The 15,957-nt window shown below is 60.3% G+C and carries 17 protein-coding genes; all 17 read left to right on the top strand.

Translation table 11 applies throughout. The annotated features are described in order from the left end of the window. Positions 1–5: 5 nt before the first annotated feature. Positions 6–1,712, top strand: coding sequence for an ATP-binding SpoIIE family protein phosphatase (locus AC07N8_RS09085; RefSeq protein ID WP_493143154.1), 1,707 nt, complete (start codon positions 6–8; stop codon positions 1,710–1,712). Between the two features lie 30 nt (positions 1,713–1,742). Next, positions 1,743–2,090, top strand: a complete 348-nt coding sequence (locus tag AC07N8_RS09080) for an Hpt domain-containing protein (protein ID WP_493143152.1) — start codon at positions 1,743–1,745, stop codon at positions 2,088–2,090. 105 nt (positions 2,091–2,195) lie between these two features. Next, the gene (locus AC07N8_RS09075) at positions 2,196–3,590 is read left to right on the top strand and encodes a flagellar hook-length control protein FliK (protein WP_493143150.1); all 1,395 of its coding nucleotides are present in this window, start codon (positions 2,196–2,198) and stop codon (positions 3,588–3,590) included. Between the two features lie 223 nt (positions 3,591–3,813). Next, entirely contained in the window at positions 3,814–4,311 is a 498-nt protein-coding gene (fliL, locus tag AC07N8_RS09070; RefSeq protein WP_483840762.1) for a flagellar basal body-associated protein FliL, read from the top strand. Positions 4,312–4,320: 9 nt separating this feature from the next. Then, the gene (fliM, locus tag AC07N8_RS09065; RefSeq protein ID WP_007948914.1) at positions 4,321–5,289 is read left to right on the top strand and encodes a flagellar motor switch protein FliM; all 969 of its coding nucleotides are present in this window, start codon (positions 4,321–4,323) and stop codon (positions 5,287–5,289) included. A 68-nt stretch (positions 5,290–5,357) separates the two neighbouring features. After that, entirely contained in the window at positions 5,358–5,816 is a 459-nt protein-coding gene (fliN, locus tag AC07N8_RS09060) for a flagellar motor switch protein FliN (RefSeq protein ID WP_027922364.1), read from the top strand. Continuing rightward, positions 5,817–6,263 carry a flagellar biosynthetic protein FliO gene (gene fliO, locus AC07N8_RS09055; RefSeq protein ID WP_493143147.1) on the top strand — a complete coding sequence of 149 codons (447 nt, stop codon included), beginning with the start codon at positions 5,817–5,819 and terminating at the stop codon, positions 6,261–6,263. Continuing rightward, positions 6,263–7,021, top strand: a complete 759-nt coding sequence (gene fliP, locus AC07N8_RS09050; protein WP_027922366.1) for a flagellar type III secretion system pore protein FliP — start codon at positions 6,263–6,265, stop codon at positions 7,019–7,021. Before fliO ends, fliP begins: the two co-directional genes overlap by 1 nt. Next, the gene (fliQ, locus tag AC07N8_RS09045; RefSeq protein WP_007948918.1) at positions 7,018–7,287 is read left to right on the top strand and encodes a flagellar biosynthesis protein FliQ; all 270 of its coding nucleotides are present in this window, start codon (positions 7,018–7,020) and stop codon (positions 7,285–7,287) included. Before fliP ends, fliQ begins: the two co-directional genes overlap by 4 nt. 3 nt (positions 7,288–7,290) lie before the next feature. After that, the gene (gene fliR / locus AC07N8_RS09040; RefSeq protein WP_483840764.1) at positions 7,291–8,076 is read left to right on the top strand and encodes a flagellar biosynthetic protein FliR; all 786 of its coding nucleotides are present in this window, start codon (positions 7,291–7,293) and stop codon (positions 8,074–8,076) included. Between the two features lie 3 nt (positions 8,077–8,079). Beyond that, the gene (flhB, locus tag AC07N8_RS09035) at positions 8,080–9,219 is read left to right on the top strand and encodes a flagellar biosynthesis protein FlhB (RefSeq protein ID WP_483840765.1); all 1,140 of its coding nucleotides are present in this window, start codon (positions 8,080–8,082) and stop codon (positions 9,217–9,219) included. A 228-nt stretch (positions 9,220–9,447) separates the two neighbouring features. Beyond that, positions 9,448–11,577 carry a flagellar biosynthesis protein FlhA gene (gene flhA, locus AC07N8_RS09030; RefSeq protein ID WP_027922369.1) on the top strand — a complete coding sequence of 710 codons (2,130 nt, stop codon included), beginning with the start codon at positions 9,448–9,450 and terminating at the stop codon, positions 11,575–11,577. An 11-nt stretch (positions 11,578–11,588) separates the two neighbouring features. After that, positions 11,589–12,923, top strand: a complete 1,335-nt coding sequence (gene flhF, locus AC07N8_RS09025; protein ID WP_059181376.1) for a flagellar biosynthesis GTPase FlhF — start codon at positions 11,589–11,591, stop codon at positions 12,921–12,923. 116 nt (positions 12,924–13,039) lie between these two features. Continuing rightward, entirely contained in the window at positions 13,040–13,870 is an 831-nt protein-coding gene (gene fleN / locus AC07N8_RS09020) for a flagellar synthesis regulator FleN (protein ID WP_003222917.1), read from the top strand. After that, entirely contained in the window at positions 13,867–14,607 is a 741-nt protein-coding gene (gene fliA / locus AC07N8_RS09015) for an RNA polymerase sigma factor FliA (protein ID WP_007894214.1), read from the top strand. Before fleN ends, fliA begins: the two co-directional genes overlap by 4 nt. Before the next feature lie 167 nt (positions 14,608–14,774). Continuing rightward, positions 14,775–15,146: a chemotaxis response regulator CheY gene (locus AC07N8_RS09010; RefSeq protein ID WP_003183998.1), complete on the top strand. Its 372-nt coding sequence runs from the start codon at positions 14,775–14,777 to the stop codon at positions 15,144–15,146. 22 nt (positions 15,147–15,168) lie between these two features. Beyond that, entirely contained in the window at positions 15,169–15,957 is a 789-nt protein-coding gene (locus tag AC07N8_RS09005; protein ID WP_027922371.1) for a protein phosphatase CheZ, read from the top strand.

Genomic DNA, 15,957 nt, shown 5'->3' with positions numbered 1-15,957 from the left:
CCGCTATGTCTCCATCGCTCGAACCCCTGACGATCCTCATCGCCGAAGACAGTGCGGCCGATCGCATGCTGCTGTCGAGCATCGTCCGCCGCCAGGGCCATAACGTGCTGACCGCCGCCAATGGTGCCGAGGCGGTCGAAACGTTTCGTCAGCAACAACCGCACCTGGTGTTGATGGACGCGATGATGCCGGTGATGGACGGTTTCGAGGCCGCGCGGCAGATCAAGCTGCTCGCCGGGGAAACCCTGGTGCCGATCATCTTCCTGACCTCGCTCACCGAAAGCGAAGCCCTGGCCCGATGCCTGGAGGCCGGCGGCGACGACTTTCTGGCAAAGCCCTATAACCCTGTGATCCTCGCCGCCAAGATCAAGGCGATGGATCGCTTGCGCCGTTTACAGGCCACGGTGTTGCAGCAACGCGACCTGATCGCCAGGCACCATGACTATCTGCTTAATGAACAGCGGGTGGCCAAGGCGGTTTTCGACAAGGTCGCGCATTCCGGCTGCCTGAGTGCGCCGAACATTCGTTACCTGCAATCGCCTTACGCGCTGTTCAACGGTGATCTGCTGTTGGCTGCCTTTACCCCGGCGGGCGACATGCACGTGCTGCTGGGGGATTTCACCGGCCATGGTTTGCCAGCGGCGGTGGGCGCCATGCCATTGGCTGAAGTCTTCTATGGCATGACCGCCAAGGGCTATGGTCTGTCCGAAACCCTGCGCGAGATGAACGCCAAGCTCAAACGCATCCTGCCGGTGGACATGTTCTGCTGCGCAACGTTACTGAGCCTGAGTTTTCAGCGTCGCTCGGTGGAGGTCTGGAATGGCGGAATGCCGGACGGTTATCTGCACACCATCGCTACGGGGGAGCGCAAGCCGCTCAAAGCGCGCCATCTGCCGCTGGGCGTGCTGAGCCCGCAAACCTTTAATGACCGCACCGAAGTGTTCCCGATGGCCGTCGGGGATCGCGTGTTTCTGTTGTCCGACGGGGTTATCGACACGTGCGATGGTAATGAGCAATTGTTTGGCGTGGACCGATTGCAACAGGTGTTTGCAGCCAATCGTCAGCCTGACGCGCTGTTCGGGGAAATCGAGCAGGCCCTGCGGAATTTTGGCGGGGAGGCCCGCGATGATGTGAGCATGGTCGAGGTCAGTTTGCTGGAGGCGACGCAACTGACGCCGCCAGCGCTGGTGTACTCCGACAGCGGCCAGTCCTGCCCGCTGGACTGGTCGGTGAATTTCGAGTTTCGAGCCGAGACCCTCAAGCGCTTCAATCCGCTGCCGTATCTTTTGCAGTTACTGCTTGAGGTCCACGGGTTGCGGGCTCAAAGCGGCGCGCTTTACAGTGTGCTCGCCGAGCTGTACTCCAATGCGCTGGAGCACGGCGTGTTGGGGCTCGACTCAAGCCTCAAGCGCGATGCGTCGGGTTTCGCACGCTATTACCAGCAGCGCAATGAGCGGATGGAGGCGTTGCAGGACGGTTTTGTGCGGGTGCATTTGCAGGTCACGCCAGAAGGCAGCGGCGGTTGCCTGGTCATTCGGGTTGAAGACAGTGGCCAGGGATTTGACGTGGCGCGAGTACTGGATCGGCCCCTTGATGGCGTCCGTTTGTCGGGGCGTGGTATCAGCCTCGTCCGCCAGTTGAGTCGTAACGCGAGCTGGTCCGACGATGGTCGGAGTGCGCGCGTAGAGTTTTTCTGGGAGGCTCTGGCATAATTCACCCATTCTTGATCAAGGAGTGAGCAAGTGGCTGACACACATCTGGACCGCGACGTACTCAATGCGTTGCAGGAAGTCATGGAGGATGAGTATCCAACGTTGCTGGATACTTTCATCGCCGATTCCGAGGAGCGTCTGTGCGTCTTGCGCAAGGCTGAGGATGCCGCCCAGCTCATGAATGCTGCCCACAGCTTCAAAGGCAGCAGCAGCAATATGGGGGCCATTCGGCTCGCTGAGTTGTGCCATGAGCTGGAACAGCGCGCCAAGCAAAAAAGCCTCGCAGGCATTGAAAAACTGGTGGGGGAAATCGACGGCGAATTCGCCATCGTCCGCCCGCTTTACGAGGCGGAAAAACAGCGCTCTCTCTCCGAGTAATCTGACCATCCGGCGCTTTTGGCGGCGGATGGTCAAACCTGGCTCGACCCTTGCAGTCATCTCGCTCAACTGTACCTACGATCCCAGTGCAGCGGAGACCGTTTTATGCCCGTTACCCCCAATTCACTTCTTCAGGCCAGCACAGCGGCCAAGACGCTTGCCGCGTCCGCCAATACCCCGGCGGTGGCTGCCGAGCCAGGGGACAAGGCGTCCAGCTTCGCTGAGGTCTACGCCAATCAGGCTCAGGACAAGCCTGCTGTGGTCGCTGAAAAACCGGCCAAGCCGGCGACTGACAATGCGCCGCAAGGCACTGCGAAGACAGACGTCACCAGCGACAAGGCTGCCGCCCCGGAACCTGCGGTTGCCGATAGCGGCAATTCCTTGCCCGCCGAAAAACCGGCGCCGGCCGAGGATGCAGTCGCTGACGATGCCGCGCCGGATACGTCCGAGACGCCAGTGGTCGACACCGCGCCCGTCGACCCAAGCCTCGATCCGTCCCTTGATCCTGCCTTGATGGCGGCCGTGCAGCCGGTGATCGCGGCGCCCGTCGAGCCCGCTGCTCCCGTGGTTGCTGCCGCGCAACCGCCCGTTGCATCACCCGTTGCGGCGACCATGGCCGCTGCGCCTGCGCAAACTGTTGCTGCGCCAGCCGCTGCAACCGCCGACAGTGATTTCGATCCTGAAGCCGATCCGCTCGACGCCCTGCCGGCGGTACGCCTGGCCATGGAGCAAAGTGGTCACGTGTCCGCGTCCAGCCAGTCCCAGCCCAAAGCCTCTGCGGCCCAGGCCCAGGCTGACGGCGAACTGACTTCGGCGCAGAACTTTGCCGCCGGTATGGCGAGCATGCTCGACGTGCAAGTCGACAAGGACAGTACCGGTCAGGGCGGTGAGAAGGCGTTCAGCGGCCTGATCGATGACGGCCTGAAAGACCTGAAATCCGCCAGCAGTGATACCCGTGTCGATGACTTCGCCAACCGTCTGGCGGCGTTGACTCAAGCGGCCACGCCGAAAACAGCCAACGCGTTGCCGGTGAATCAGCCGATCGCCATGCATCAGAGTGGCTGGACCGAAGAAGTGGTCAACCGGGTCATGTACCTCTCCAGCGCCAATCTCAAGGCGGCCGACATTCAGTTGCAACCGGCCGAACTGGGGCGTCTGGATATTCGGGTGAACATGGTTCCGGATCAACAGACCCAGGTGACCTTCATGAGCGCCCATCCAAGCGTTCGCGAAGCGCTGGACAGCCAGATGCATCGCCTGCGTGACATGTTCACACAGCAGGGCATGGGGCAGGTCGACGTCAACGTGTCCGACCAGTCTCGCGGCTGGCAAGGACAGGGCCAGGAACAGGCGCAGCAGGGGCAGGGGCAGGGCGGTCGCACCAATGCCGCCGGTGGTCGTGTCGACTCGATGGATGAAGAGCTCGCGCCGACCGTGGCTGAAGTGGCGCAAGCCGCTACCAGCGTGATCGGTACCAGCGCCGTCGACTACTACGCCTGATAAAACGCAAAACCCATTGTAGGAGTGAGCCTGCTCGCGATAGCGGTGTAACAGTCAACGAAGAGGTTGAATGTTGCTACCTCATCGCGAGCAGGCTCACTCCTACATTTGTTTGTGGTGTCCCTGAAATCCCCGCCCAGCGCCCTCCCGACACTTCTGGCATAACACTTGCTCTTGCCTTGCCGAGCGACTGTGAAAACCCGAATAGTGACGGATTATTGGCATGGCGAAGAGCGAAGCAGTAGTAAAAGACCCCGCAACCAAAGGCAAGATCAAGCTGATTGTTTTGATCGTGGTGGCCTTGCTGCTGGCGATCGGCATGTCCGTGGGGGCGACCTGGTTCTTCATGCACAGCGCCCAGAGCAAGCCTGTCGCGGCGGAAACCGCAGTGGTCGGCAAGCAGCCCGCGATTTTCGAGCCCATGGCGCCGGCCTTCGTGGCCAACTACAACCAGAATGGCCGTCAGCGCTACATGCAGGTGAGCATCACCATGCAGGGCCGCAACCAGGCCGATCTGGAAGCGCTCAAAGTGCACATGCCGGTGATCCGCAACAACCTGGTCATGCTGTTCTCCGGCCAGGATTTCACCACCCTGGCCACGCCGGTTGGCCAGGAAATGTTGCGTCAGAAGGCCACGGCCAGCGTGCAGGAAGTGGCGCAGAAAGAACTCGGCAAAGTGGTTATCGAACAGTTGCTTTTCACTAATTTCGTACTGCAGTAGGAACACGACATGGCCGTGCAGGACCTGCTGTCCCAGGATGAGATCGATGCGCTGTTGCATGGCGTCGACGATGGTCTGGTACAGACCGATAACGTTGCTGAACCCGGCAGCGTCAAAAGCTACGACCTGACCAGCCAGGATCGCATCGTCCGCGGACGCATGCCGACCCTGGAAATGATCAACGAGCGTTTCGCCCGCTACACCCGCATCAGCATGTTCAACATGCTGCGCCGCTCGGCGGACGTTGCCGTCGGTGGTGTGCAGGTGATGAAGTTCGGCGAATACGTGCACTCGCTGTACGTACCGACCAGCCTCAACCTGGTCAAGATCAAGCCGTTGCGCGGTACCGCGCTGTTCATCCTCGACGCCAAACTGGTGTTCAAGCTGGTGGACAACTTCTTCGGCGGCGATGGCCGTCACGCCAAGATCGAAGGGCGTGAATTCACCCCGACCGAACTACGCGTGGTGCGCATGGTGCTGGAGCAGGCCTTCATCGACTTGAAGGAAGCCTGGCAGGCGATCATGGAAGTGAATTTCGAGTACATCAACTCGGAAGTGAACCCGGCCATGGCCAACATCGTCGGCCCGAGCGAAGCGGTGGTGGTGTCCACCTTCCACATCGAACTCGATGGCGGTGGCGGTGACCTGCACGTGACCATGCCGTACTCGATGATCGAGCCGGTGCGCGAAATGCTCGACGCCGGTTTCCAGTCGGACCTCGACGATCAGGACGAGCGCTGGGTCAACGCCCTGCGTCAGGACGTGCTGGATGTCGACGTGCCGATCGGTGCCACGGTTGCCCGTCGCCAGTTGCGCTTGCGCGACATCCTGCACATGCAGCCGGGGGACATCATCCCGGTCGAGATGCCGGAAGAAATGATCATGCGCGCCAATGGCGTGCCTGCGTTCAAGGTCAAGATGGGCTCGCACAAAGGCAACCTCGCGTTGCAGGTGATCGAGCCGATCGAGCGCCGCTGACCGGCGCTCAAACCTCCTTGTTTTAACAGACTGCTACTAACCGAATTTTTGCCCGCCGAGGACAAATGATGAACGACGATATGAACGCGCAGGACGACCAGGCGCTGGCTGATGAATGGGCTGCGGCCCTGGAAGAAACCGGTGACGCCGGTCAGGACGATATCGACGCCTTGCTGGCCGCGGACACCGCTGGCTCGTCGTCCAACCGTCTGCCGATGGAAGAGTTCGGCAGCGTGGCAAAGAACAACGATCCGGTGAGCCTGGAAGGCCCGAACCTCGACGTGATCCTCGATATCCCGGTATCGATTTCCATGGAAGTGGGCAGCACCGACATCAACATCCGTAACCTGCTGCAACTCAACCAGGGGTCGGTGATCGAGCTGGACCGTCTGGCCGGCGAGCCGCTGGACGTACTGGTCAACGGCACGCTGATCGCTCACGGCGAAGTGGTCGTGGTCAACGAGAAGTTCGGCATCCGCCTGACTGACGTGATCAGCCCAAGCGAACGCATCAAGAAGCTGCGCTAAGTGAAAAAGGTTCTGGGGGTTGTGCTGGCGATGCCGTTCAGTGCGCTGGCTGCCGAGACGGTAGCGACCACGACGGCGGCGGCCGCGCCGGCGGTCAGCAGTGGCGTGGTGGGGCAATTGACGCAGTTGGTGTTCGGCTTGCTGCTGGTGCTGGGGTTGATCTTCTTCCTCGCCTGGCTGTTGCGCCGCGTCCAGCAGGCGGGTCCGGCTGGCAAAGGGCAGGTGATCGAACTGATCGGCTCCCGCGCGCTGGGCCCTCGTGACCGTTTGATGCTGGTGCAAGTCGGCAGCGAACAGATCCTGCTTGGCCTCAGTCCCGGCACCATCACCGCGTTGCATGTGCTCAAAGAGCCGGTGCAAGTGCCGAGCGGGACTGAAAAAGCGACCCCGGAGTTTGCCCAGCATCTGTTGAAGATGCTCGGCAAGGATCAGAAGGATAAGAAGTAATGGGTGCGTTACGCATCGTCTTGACGCTGGCCCTGATGCTGGCCGCGCCGCTGGCGTTCGCCGCCGATCCGTTGTCGATCCCGGCGATCACCCTGGGCACCAACGCCAATGGCGCTCAGGAGTACTCGGTCAGCCTGCAAATCCTGCTGATCATGACCGCGCTGAGTTTCATTCCGGCGTTCGTCATGCTGATGACCAGCTTCACGCGGATAATCATCGTCTTCTCGATCCTGCGTCAGGCCCTGGGTCTGCAGCAGACGCCCTCGAACCAGATCCTCACCGGCATGGCGTTGTTTCTGACGCTGTTCATCATGGCGCCTGTGTTTGATCGGGTGAATCAGGACGCCTTGCAGCCATATCTGGCGGAAAAACTCACCGCCCAGGATGCTGTCGCCAAGGCTCAGGTGCCGATCAAGGATTTCATGCTGGCGCAGACGCGCAGCAGCGATCTTGAGTTGTTCATGCGCCTGTCCAAGCGCACCGACATCGCTTCGCCGGATCAGGCGCCGCTGACCATTCTGGTGCCGGCGTTTGTCACCTCGGAGCTCAAGACCGCGTTCCAGATCGGCTTCATGATCTTCATTCCGTTCCTGATCATCGACCTGGTCGTGGCCAGTGTGCTGATGGCGATGGGCATGATGATGCTCTCGCCGCTGATCATTTCCCTGCCGTTCAAGATCATGCTGTTCGTGCTGGTGGATGGCTGGGCGTTGATCATCGGTACGTTGGCGAGCAGCTTCGGCGGTGTGTCGCCATGACGCCGGAAGTCGCGGTAGACATCTTTCGCGAAGCGCTGTGGCTGACCACGATGATGGTTGCCGTGCTGGTGATCCCGAGTCTGCTGGTCGGCCTGTTGGTGGCGATGTTCCAGGCCGCCACGCAGATCAACGAACAGACCCTGAGCTTCCTCCCGCGCTTGCTGGTCATGCTGGTGACGCTGATCGTCGCCGGTCCGTGGCTGGTGCAGACGTTCATGGAATACATCCTGCAGTTGTACGGCAGCATTCCTCAGGTCATTGGCTAAACCATGCCGTCGCTGTTGCAGCTGACCGACACCCAGATCAGTACCTGGGTGGCGACGTTCATGTTGCCGCTGTTTCGCATCGGCTCGTTGCTGATGGTCATGCCGGTGTTTGGTACAACCCTGGTGCCCAAGCGCGTTCGTTTGTACTTCGCGCTGGCGATCACCGTGGTGATCGCGCCGGGCCTGCCGCCGATGCCGCCGGTCAATGCGCTGGACCTGAGCGGGCTGCTGCTGATCGCCGAGCAGATCCTGATTGGCGCGATTCTGGGATTCTCCTTGCAGCTGTTCTTTCAGGCCTTCGTGGTCGCCGGGCAAATCGTCTCAATTCAGATGGGCATGGGCTTTGCCTCGATGGTCGACCCCACCAACGGCGTGTCGGTGGCGGTGATCGGGCAGTTCTTCACCATGCTGGTGACGCTGCTGTTCCTGTCCATGAACGGGCATCTGGTGGTGTTCGAAGTCCTGACGGAAAGCTTCACCACCATGCCGGTGGGCAGCGGGTTGTTGGTCAATCATTTCTGGGAGCTGGCCGGCAAGCTCGGCTGGGTCCTTGGGGCGGCGTTGTTGCTGGTGCTGCCGGCGATCACCGCGCTGTTGGTGGTCAACATCGCATTCGGCGTGATGACCCGGGCCGCGCCGCAGCTGAACATCTTCTCTATCGGTTTCCCGCTGACCCTGGTGCTCGGGCTATTCATTGTCTGGGTCGGGCTGGCGGACATCATCAATCAGTATCAACCGCTGGCCACCGAGGCCCTGCAGTTTTTACGCGAACTGGCACGGGCGCGCTGAGTCATGGCTGAGAGCGAAAGCGGTCAGGACAAAACAGAAGACCCCACGGAGAAACGCAAAAAGGACTCCCGGGACAAGGGTGAGATTGCGCGCTCCAAGGAGCTCAACACCCTGGCGATCATGCTCGCCGGTGCTGGCGGCCTGCTGATTTTCGGCGGCGCCCTGGCGCAGGAAATGATGGAGCTGATGCGGATGAACTTCACGCTCTCGCGGGAAGTGATTCTGGATCAGCGCAACATGGGCACCTTCCTCCTGCATTCGGGGCAGATTGCGCTGGTGGCGATTCAGCCGGTGATGATCACCTTGCTGCTGGCCTCGTTGATCGGCCCGATTGCCCTCGGCGGCTGGTTGTTCGCGGCGGGCTCGATGGCGCCGAAATTCAGTCGCATGAACCCTGCGGCCGGACTGAAGCGGATGTTCTCGCCCAAGGCGCTGGTTGAGCTGCTCAAGGCGTTGGCGAAGTTTCTGATCGTGCTGTTTGTGGCGCTGGCGGTATTGTCTTCCGACATCGACGACCTGATGCGCATCGCGCACGAGCCGTTGGAGATGGCGATCATTCACAGCCTGCAAGTGGTGGGCTGGAGCACCTTGTGGATGGCCTGCGGGCTGATCATCATCGCCGCCGTCGACGTGCCGGTGCAGCTGTGGGAAAGCCACAAGAAGCTGCTGATGACCAAGCAGGAAGTGCGCGACGAGCACAAGGATCAGGAAGGGCGGCCGGAGGTCAAGCAGCGCATTCGTCAGTTGCAGCGCGAGATGTCGCAGCGGCGGATGATGGCGGCCATTCCCGAGGCGGATGTGGTCATCACCAACCCGACGCACTACGCCGTGGCGCTCAAGTACGACCCGGACAAAGGCAGCGCGCCGGTGTTGCTGGCCAAGGGCAGCGACTTCCTGGCCTTGAAAATCCGTGAAATCGCCGTGGCGAACAATGTGCTGCTGCTCGAATCGCCCGCTCTGGCGCGTTCGATCTATTACTCCACCGAACTGGAGCAGGAAATCCCCGGTGGCCTGTACCTGGCGGTCGCCCAGGTATTGGCCTACGTCTACCAGATCCGCCAGCACCGCGCCGGCAAAGGCAAGCCGCCTGAGCCGCTCAAGGATGACCTGCCGATTCCACCGGATCTGCGCCGCGATTCCTGAGTCTTTTGCTGTCGCTGATGGCCTCTTCGCGAGCAGGCTCGCTCCCACATTTGATCGCGGTCTCCTGTGGGAGCGAGCCTGCTCGCGAAAGCGTCGGATCGGCCACCCTGAATTCCTCGGTTACCCCTTCTATTTCAATCCTCTGCAAAAGTTGGAAGGCTTCTTGCAATAGCCGCTTTGCGCCAGCTTCAGGCGTCAAAAGTTTGCTTTAAAGGAACGGGGAAAACCGTGGATCGCTCTCAGTTATTCAACAGTGCTCGCACAAACGTTGCCGACTTAAGTCGGGGCAATCTGGGCGTGCCGTTGTTGCTGCTGGTCATGCTGGCCATGATGATGCTGCCGGTGCCGCCGTTCCTGCTGGACGTGTTCTTCACGTTCAACATTGCGCTGTCGATCGTCGTGCTGCTGGTCTGCGTCTACGCCTTGCGGCCGCTGGATTTCGCGGTGTTCCCGACCATTCTGCTGGTGGCGACGTTGCTGCGGCTGGCGCTGAACGTGGCTTCCACGCGGGTGGTGATGCTCCACGGGCAGGACGGCCACGCCGCCGCCGGTAAGGTGATCCAGGCCTTCGGTGAGGTGGTGATCGGCGGTAACTACGTGGTCGGTATCGTGGTCTTCGCGATTTTGATGATCATCAACTTCGTCGTGGTGACCAAGGGTGCCGGACGGATTTCCGAGGTGAGCGCGCGCTTCACCCTCGATGCGATGCCCGGCAAACAAATGGCCATCGACGCCGATTTGAACGCCGGCCTGATCGATCAGAACCAGGCCAAGCTGCGCCGGATGGAAGTCGCCCAAGAGGCCGAGTTCTACGGCTCCATGGACGGTGCCAGCAAATTCGTGCGTGGTGATGCCATCGCCGGCCTGTTGATTCTGTTCATCAACCTGATCGGCGGCATGGCGGTCGGTATCTTCCAGCACGGCATGACCTTTGGCGATGCCGGTCGGGTGTACGCCCTGTTGACCATCGGTGACGGTTTGGTGGCGCAATTGCCATCACTGCTGTTATCGACAGCCGCCGCGATCATGGTGACCCGTGCTTCCGGTTCGGAAGACATGGGCAAGCAGATCAATCGCCAGATGTTCGCCTCGCCGAAAGCGTTGGCCGTCGCGGCGGGACTGATGGCAGTGATGGGCCTGGTGCCCGGCATGCCGCACTTTTCCTTCCTGAGCATGGCCGCTCTCGCTGCCGGTGGTGCGTACCTGTTCTGGAAGAAGCAGAACGTGGTCAAGGTCCAGGCCCTGCAAGAGGTCAAGCGTCAGCAAGAGCTGCTGCCTTCGCCGGCTCGCGCCATGGAGACCAAGGAACTTGGCTGGGATGACGTCACGCCTATCGACATGATTGGCCTGGAAGTCGGCTATCGCCTGATTCCGCTGGTGGATCGCAATCAGGGTGGTCAACTGCTTGCGCGGATCAAGGGCGTGCGCAAGAAGCTGTCCCAGGACCTGGGCTTCCTGATGCCGACGGTGCATATCCGTGACAACCTCGACCTGGCGCCGAGTGCCTATCGCCTCACGTTGATGGGGGTGATCCTGGCCGAGGCCGAGATTTACCCGGATCGCGAACTGGCGATCAACCCGGGGCAGGTCTACGGCACGCTTAATGGCATAACCGCCAAAGATCCGGCTTTTGGCCTGGAGGCGGTCTGGATCGAAATCAGCCAGCGCGCCCAGGCACAATCACTCGGTTACACGGTGGTCGATGCCAGCACCGTGGTAGCCACGCACTTGAACCAGATTCTGTACAAACACTCCAGCGAACTGATCGGTCACGAAGAAGTCCAGCAACTCATGCAATTGCTGGCCAAAAGCTCGCCTAAACTGGCTGAGGAATTGGTGCCGGGCGTGGTTTCGCTGTCGCAGCTGCTCAAAGTGTTGCAAGCGCTGCTGGCCGAACAGGTGCCGGTTCGGGACATTCGCAGCATTGCCGAGGCGATCGCCAACAACGCCGCCAAGAGTCAAGATACTGCCGCTTTGGTGGCCGCTGTGCGGGTCGGCGTATCCCGCGCAATCGTCCAAAGCATTGTAGGCACTGACTCCGAGCTACCAGTGATCACCCTGGAGCCAAGGTTGGAACAGATATTGCTCAATAGTCTTCAGAAGGCAGGACAAGGCTCGGAAGAGGGCGTTCTGCTGGAGCCAAGCATGGCAGAGAAGCTGCAGCGCTCGTTGATCGATGCGGCGCAGCGTCAGGAAATGCAAGGTCAACCGGTGATTCTGCTGGTGGCCGGCCCGGTTCGCGCCATGTTGTCGCGATTTGGCCGACTGGCAGTCCCGGGTTTGCATGTGTTGGCTTATCAGGAAATCCCTGACAACAAGCAAGTGACCATCGTTGCGACAGTAGGGCCCAACGGCTGAGGTAGTGGTTTATGCAAGTTAAGCGTTTTTTCGCCGCCGATATGCGTCAGGCCATGAAACTGGTTCGTGATGAGCTGGGCGCCGATGCCGCCATTATCGGCAATCGCCGGATTGCCGGTGGTGTCGAGCTGACGGCTGCGCTGGATTACAAATTGTCGGCGCTGGCCCCGCGTGTTCCGAACATGGAACTCGAGGATGAGCTGCGCAAGACCCAATCGCGCATCGTCACTGCCCAGGCTGAATTGAGCCTGCGTGGCGATGGCGAGACCGAAGGCGACAAGACCACCAATCGCCAGTTGTTCGCCGGCCTGCCACTGACCGCTGCCGAGCCACTGATCGAACCGACCTACGCCGAACCGCGTCGCTCCGCGCCTGCTCCGGCACCGGCTGCTGGCGGCGTGGATCCACGTGCGTTCGACTCGATGCGTTTCGAGCTCAACAGCCTGCGCGAACTGATGGAAGTACAGCTCGGTTCGCTGGCCTGGAATCAGCTGCAAGGTAGCCGTCCGGCCCAGGCCAACCTGTGGCGTCGCCTGCAACGCATCGGCCTGTCCGGCCCGTTGTCGCGCGATCTGTTGGCGATGATCGGTGATATCGATGAACCCCGTCAGGCCTGGCGCATGTTGCTGGCGCACCTGGCGCGGATGATTGCTACCCCGGAAGTCGAGCCGCTGGAAGAAGGCGGCGTGATTGCCATGGTTGGTCCTGCCGGCATGGGCAAGACCACCACCCTGGCCAAGCTCGCAGCCCGTTACGTGCTCAAGTACGGCGCGCAGAACATCGCGCTGGTGAGCATGGACAGCTTTCGCATTGGCGCCCAGGAGCAGCTCAAGACGCTGGGGCGCATTCTCAATGTGTCGGTGACCCACGTCGATCCGGGCCAATCGCTGGTTCAGGCGCTGGAGCCACTGCTGCGCAAACGCGTGGTGCTGATTGATACCGCAGGCCTTCAGGCCAGCGATCCAGCCCTGCGCATGCAGCTCGAAAGCCTGGCCGGGCGTGGCATCAAATCAAAAAATTACCTGGTGCTCGCAACCACCAGCCAAAAACAGGTTCTAACAGCCGCTTATCATAGTTACAAACGCTGCGGGCTCGCTGGCTGCATCCTGACTAAACTGGATGAAACGGCAAGTCTGGGCGAGGTGCTGAGCCTGGCGATCAGTCATGAATTGCCGGTGGCGTACCTGACCGATGGCCCGCGGATCCCGGATGATTTGCATCTGCCGCGCCGTCATCAGTTGGTCAGTCGCGCCGTAAGCGTACAAATGCAGGAAGAACCCAGCGAAGAAGCCATGGCTGACATGTTCGCTGATATTTACCACAGCCCGACCAAGCAGGTTGGCTAAGGTAGTAATGAACAGTTTTTGTACCTACATCGATGGTCTGCCATGCATTGTTCCATTTGCGAACGCGCAGCCAGTAATGTGGCCTCCGTCTATGCAAGACAAGGTAAAGAAATAACATGGGCAGCATGCATCCCGTACAGGTGATCGCGGTGACCGGCGGCAAAGGTGGCGTCGGCAAGACTAACGTGTCAGTGAATTTGTCGCTGGCCCTGGCTGAGCTCGGCCGTCGCGTCATGCTGTTGGACGCTGACCTGGGCCTGGCGAACGTTGACGTCCTGCTGGGACTGACACCCAAACGTACCCTGGCCGACGTGATCGAAGGCCGCTGCGAGCTGCGCGACGTTCTGTTGCAGGGCCCGGGCGGTATTCGAATCGTTCCGGCCGCGTCTGGCACCCAGAGCATGGTTCATTTGAGCCCGGCTCAACACGCCGGCCTGATCCAGGCCTTCAGCGACATCGGCGACAACCTCGACGTATTGGTGATCGACACCGCTGCGGGCATAGGTGACTCGGTAGTCAGTTTTGTTCGCGCAGCGCAGGAAGTCTTGCTGGTGGTCTGCGACGAGCCGACCTCGATCACCGACGCCTACGCGCTGATCAAACTGCTTAACCGCGATTACGGCATGAACCGCTTCCGCGTCCTGGCCAACATGGCCCAGAGCCCGCAAGAAGGTCGCAACCTGTTCGCCAAGTTGACCAAGGTCACCGACCGCTTTCTCGACGTGGCCTTGCAATACGTCGGCGCGGTGCCTTACGACGAAAGCGTGCGCAAGGCTGTGCAGAAACAACGTGCCGTGTATGAAGCCTTCCCGCGTTCCAAGTGCGCCCTGGCGTTCAAGGCCATCGCGCAGAAAGTTGATACCTGGCCGCTGCCTGCCAACCCGCGCGGGCACCTTGAGTTTTTCGTCGAGCGCCTCGTGCAACAGACCGCAGGACCCGTCCTATGACAGCCAGTGGCTACAACCTCTACAAGAAGTCGGCACGTGACGCGCAGTACGAGCTGATCGAGCGTTACGCGCCACTGGTCAAACGCATTGCTTACCACTTGCTGGCCCGTCTGCCGGCCAGTGTCCAGGTTGAAGACCTGATCCAGGCCGGGATGATCGGCCTGCTTGAAGTGTCGACCAAATACGACGCCAGCAAAGGCGCAAGTTTCGAGACGTACGCGGGCATACGAATCCGCGGCGCCATGCTCGATGAAGTACGCAAGGGGGACTGGGCGCCACGCTCGGTCCACCGAAATACCCGTATGGTCAGTGACGCAATTCGCTCTATTGAAGCTAAAACCGGCCGTGACGCTAAAGATCACGAGGTTGCGGCCGAACTCCAATTGAGTCTCGACGATTATTACGGGATTTTGAACGACACCCTGGGCAGCCGCTTATTCAGTTTCGACGATCTGTTGCAGGACGGCGAACACGAAGGGCTGCATGAGGATGGCGCGAGTGCTCATCTCGAGCCGTCACGCGATCTGGAAGATGAACGCTTCCAGGCGGCGCTGGCGGACGCGATTGCCAATTTGCCGGAGCGCGAGCGACTGGTGTTGGCGCTGTACTACGACGAAGAGTTGAATCTCAAGGAAATCGGTGAGGTCCTGGGGGTCAGCGAATCGCGGGTCAGCCAGTTACACAGCCAGTGCGCGGCCCGTTTGCGGGGGCGTTTGGGGGAGTGGCGAGCGCGCTGAAGGCAGTGTGGGGACACTGCGAACGGGGCTGGTGCGGATTTGAACGGCACCGGTCGCGATCTGTTGTGCTCCAGACAGTCATCGAGTGAATTGCCGAATTGATTGAAATGGCGCGTCCAGGTGCTGGGCGCGTTTAAGACTGCTTGGAGGTCGAATTGGACAAGAACATGAAAATCCTCATCGTTGATGACTTCTCAACGATGCGGCGGATCATAAAAAACCTGTTGCGTGACCTTGGGTTCACCAACACGGTCGAGGCTGACGATGGCACTACTGCCATTCCGGTTCTCAACAGCGGGAGCATCGACTTTCTGGTAACGGACTGGAACATGCCTGGCATGACCGGTATCGATCTGCTGCGCCACGTGCGCGCCGATGAAAAGCTCAAGCACCTGCCAGTGCTGATGGTGACCGCTGAAGCCAAGCGCGAGCAGATCATCGAAGCGGCCCAGGCCGGCGTAAACGGCTATGTGGTCAAACCCTTCACGGCCCAGGCGTTGAAAGAAAAAATCGAGAAGATTTTCGAACGCATCGGTTGATCCACTGCGCCACGGGGGAGCTATGGAGCATAAAGAATCTTCACAGGGCGATTTTGAATCGACCCTGAAAAAACATGCCGTCGAACTGGTCGCCAGCCTTGAAAAAGGCAGGTTCGGCGAGGCTGTGCAACTGATCCATGAGCTCAATCAGACCCGTGACCGTGGCCTGTATCAGGAAGTGGGCAAGCTCACTCGCGAGCTGCACAGCGCGATCGTCAATTTCCAGATTGACCCGAACATGCCGCAAGCCGAGGAAGTGTCGCAAATCACGGACGCCACCGAGCGCCTGGGGTATGTGGTCAAGCTGACCGAGGCCGCGGCCAACCGCACCATGGACCTGGTGGAAAGCGCCACGCCGCTGGTCAACAGCCTGAGCGAAGAAGCCCAGGCGTTGAGCACGGACTGGAGCCGGTTCATGCGCCGCGAAGTCGGGGCTGAAGAGTTCCGTGAGCTGGCCCGCCGCGTCGACGGTTTCCTGACACGCAGCACCGAGGACAACCGCACGGTGTCGAGCAACCTCAACGACATCCTGCTGGCACAGGATTACCAGGACCTCACCGGTCAGGTGATCAAGCGCGTGACCCAGTTGGTCACCGAAGTTGAAAGCAATTTGCTCAAGCTCGTCCTCATGGCCAGCCAGGTAGACCGCTTTGCGGGTATCGAACATGACCGTGAATCGATGCTCGCCGAAAAAGATCCACAAAAACATCTCTCTCAGGGTGAAGGTCCGCAGATTCATGCCGATAAAAGAGAAGACGTTGTGTCCGGTCAGGACGATGTGGACGATTTGCTATCCAGCCTGGGATTTTAG

This window comes from Pseudomonas sp. GW821-FHT10C09 (genome assembly GCF_059415465.1).
This window is presented reverse-complemented; position numbering and strand designations above follow the sequence as displayed.

Excerpts from the sequence above, each read along its gene's own strand:
- AC07N8_RS09075 (WP_493143150.1), top strand. The coding sequence starts at position 2,196 with ATGCCCGTTACCCCCAATTCACTTCTTCAGGCCAGCACAGCGGCCAAG.
- fliN (WP_027922364.1), top strand. The coding sequence starts at position 5,358 with ATGAACGACGATATGAACGCGCAGGACGACCAGGCGCTGGCTGATGAA.
- fliM (WP_007948914.1), top strand. The coding sequence starts at position 4,321 with ATGGCCGTGCAGGACCTGCTGTCCCAGGATGAGATCGATGCGCTGTTG.
- fliR (WP_483840764.1), top strand. The coding sequence starts at position 7,291 with ATGCCGTCGCTGTTGCAGCTGACCGACACCCAGATCAGTACCTGGGTG.
- fliL (WP_483840762.1), top strand. The coding sequence starts at position 3,814 with ATGGCGAAGAGCGAAGCAGTAGTAAAAGACCCCGCAACCAAAGGCAAG.
- AC07N8_RS09010 (WP_003183998.1), top strand. The coding sequence starts at position 14,775 with ATGAAAATCCTCATCGTTGATGACTTCTCAACGATGCGGCGGATCATA.
- fliP (WP_027922366.1), top strand. The coding sequence starts at position 6,263 with ATGGGTGCGTTACGCATCGTCTTGACGCTGGCCCTGATGCTGGCCGCG.
- AC07N8_RS09085 (WP_493143154.1), top strand. The coding sequence starts at position 6 with ATGTCTCCATCGCTCGAACCCCTGACGATCCTCATCGCCGAAGACAGT.
- AC07N8_RS09005 (WP_027922371.1), top strand. The coding sequence starts at position 15,169 with ATGGAGCATAAAGAATCTTCACAGGGCGATTTTGAATCGACCCTGAAA.
- fliA (WP_007894214.1), top strand. The coding sequence starts at position 13,867 with ATGACAGCCAGTGGCTACAACCTCTACAAGAAGTCGGCACGTGACGCG.
- flhB (WP_483840765.1), top strand. The coding sequence starts at position 8,080 with ATGGCTGAGAGCGAAAGCGGTCAGGACAAAACAGAAGACCCCACGGAG.
- fliQ (WP_007948918.1), top strand. The coding sequence starts at position 7,018 with ATGACGCCGGAAGTCGCGGTAGACATCTTTCGCGAAGCGCTGTGGCTG.
- flhF (WP_059181376.1), top strand. The coding sequence starts at position 11,589 with ATGCAAGTTAAGCGTTTTTTCGCCGCCGATATGCGTCAGGCCATGAAA.
- fleN (WP_003222917.1), top strand. The coding sequence starts at position 13,040 with ATGGGCAGCATGCATCCCGTACAGGTGATCGCGGTGACCGGCGGCAAA.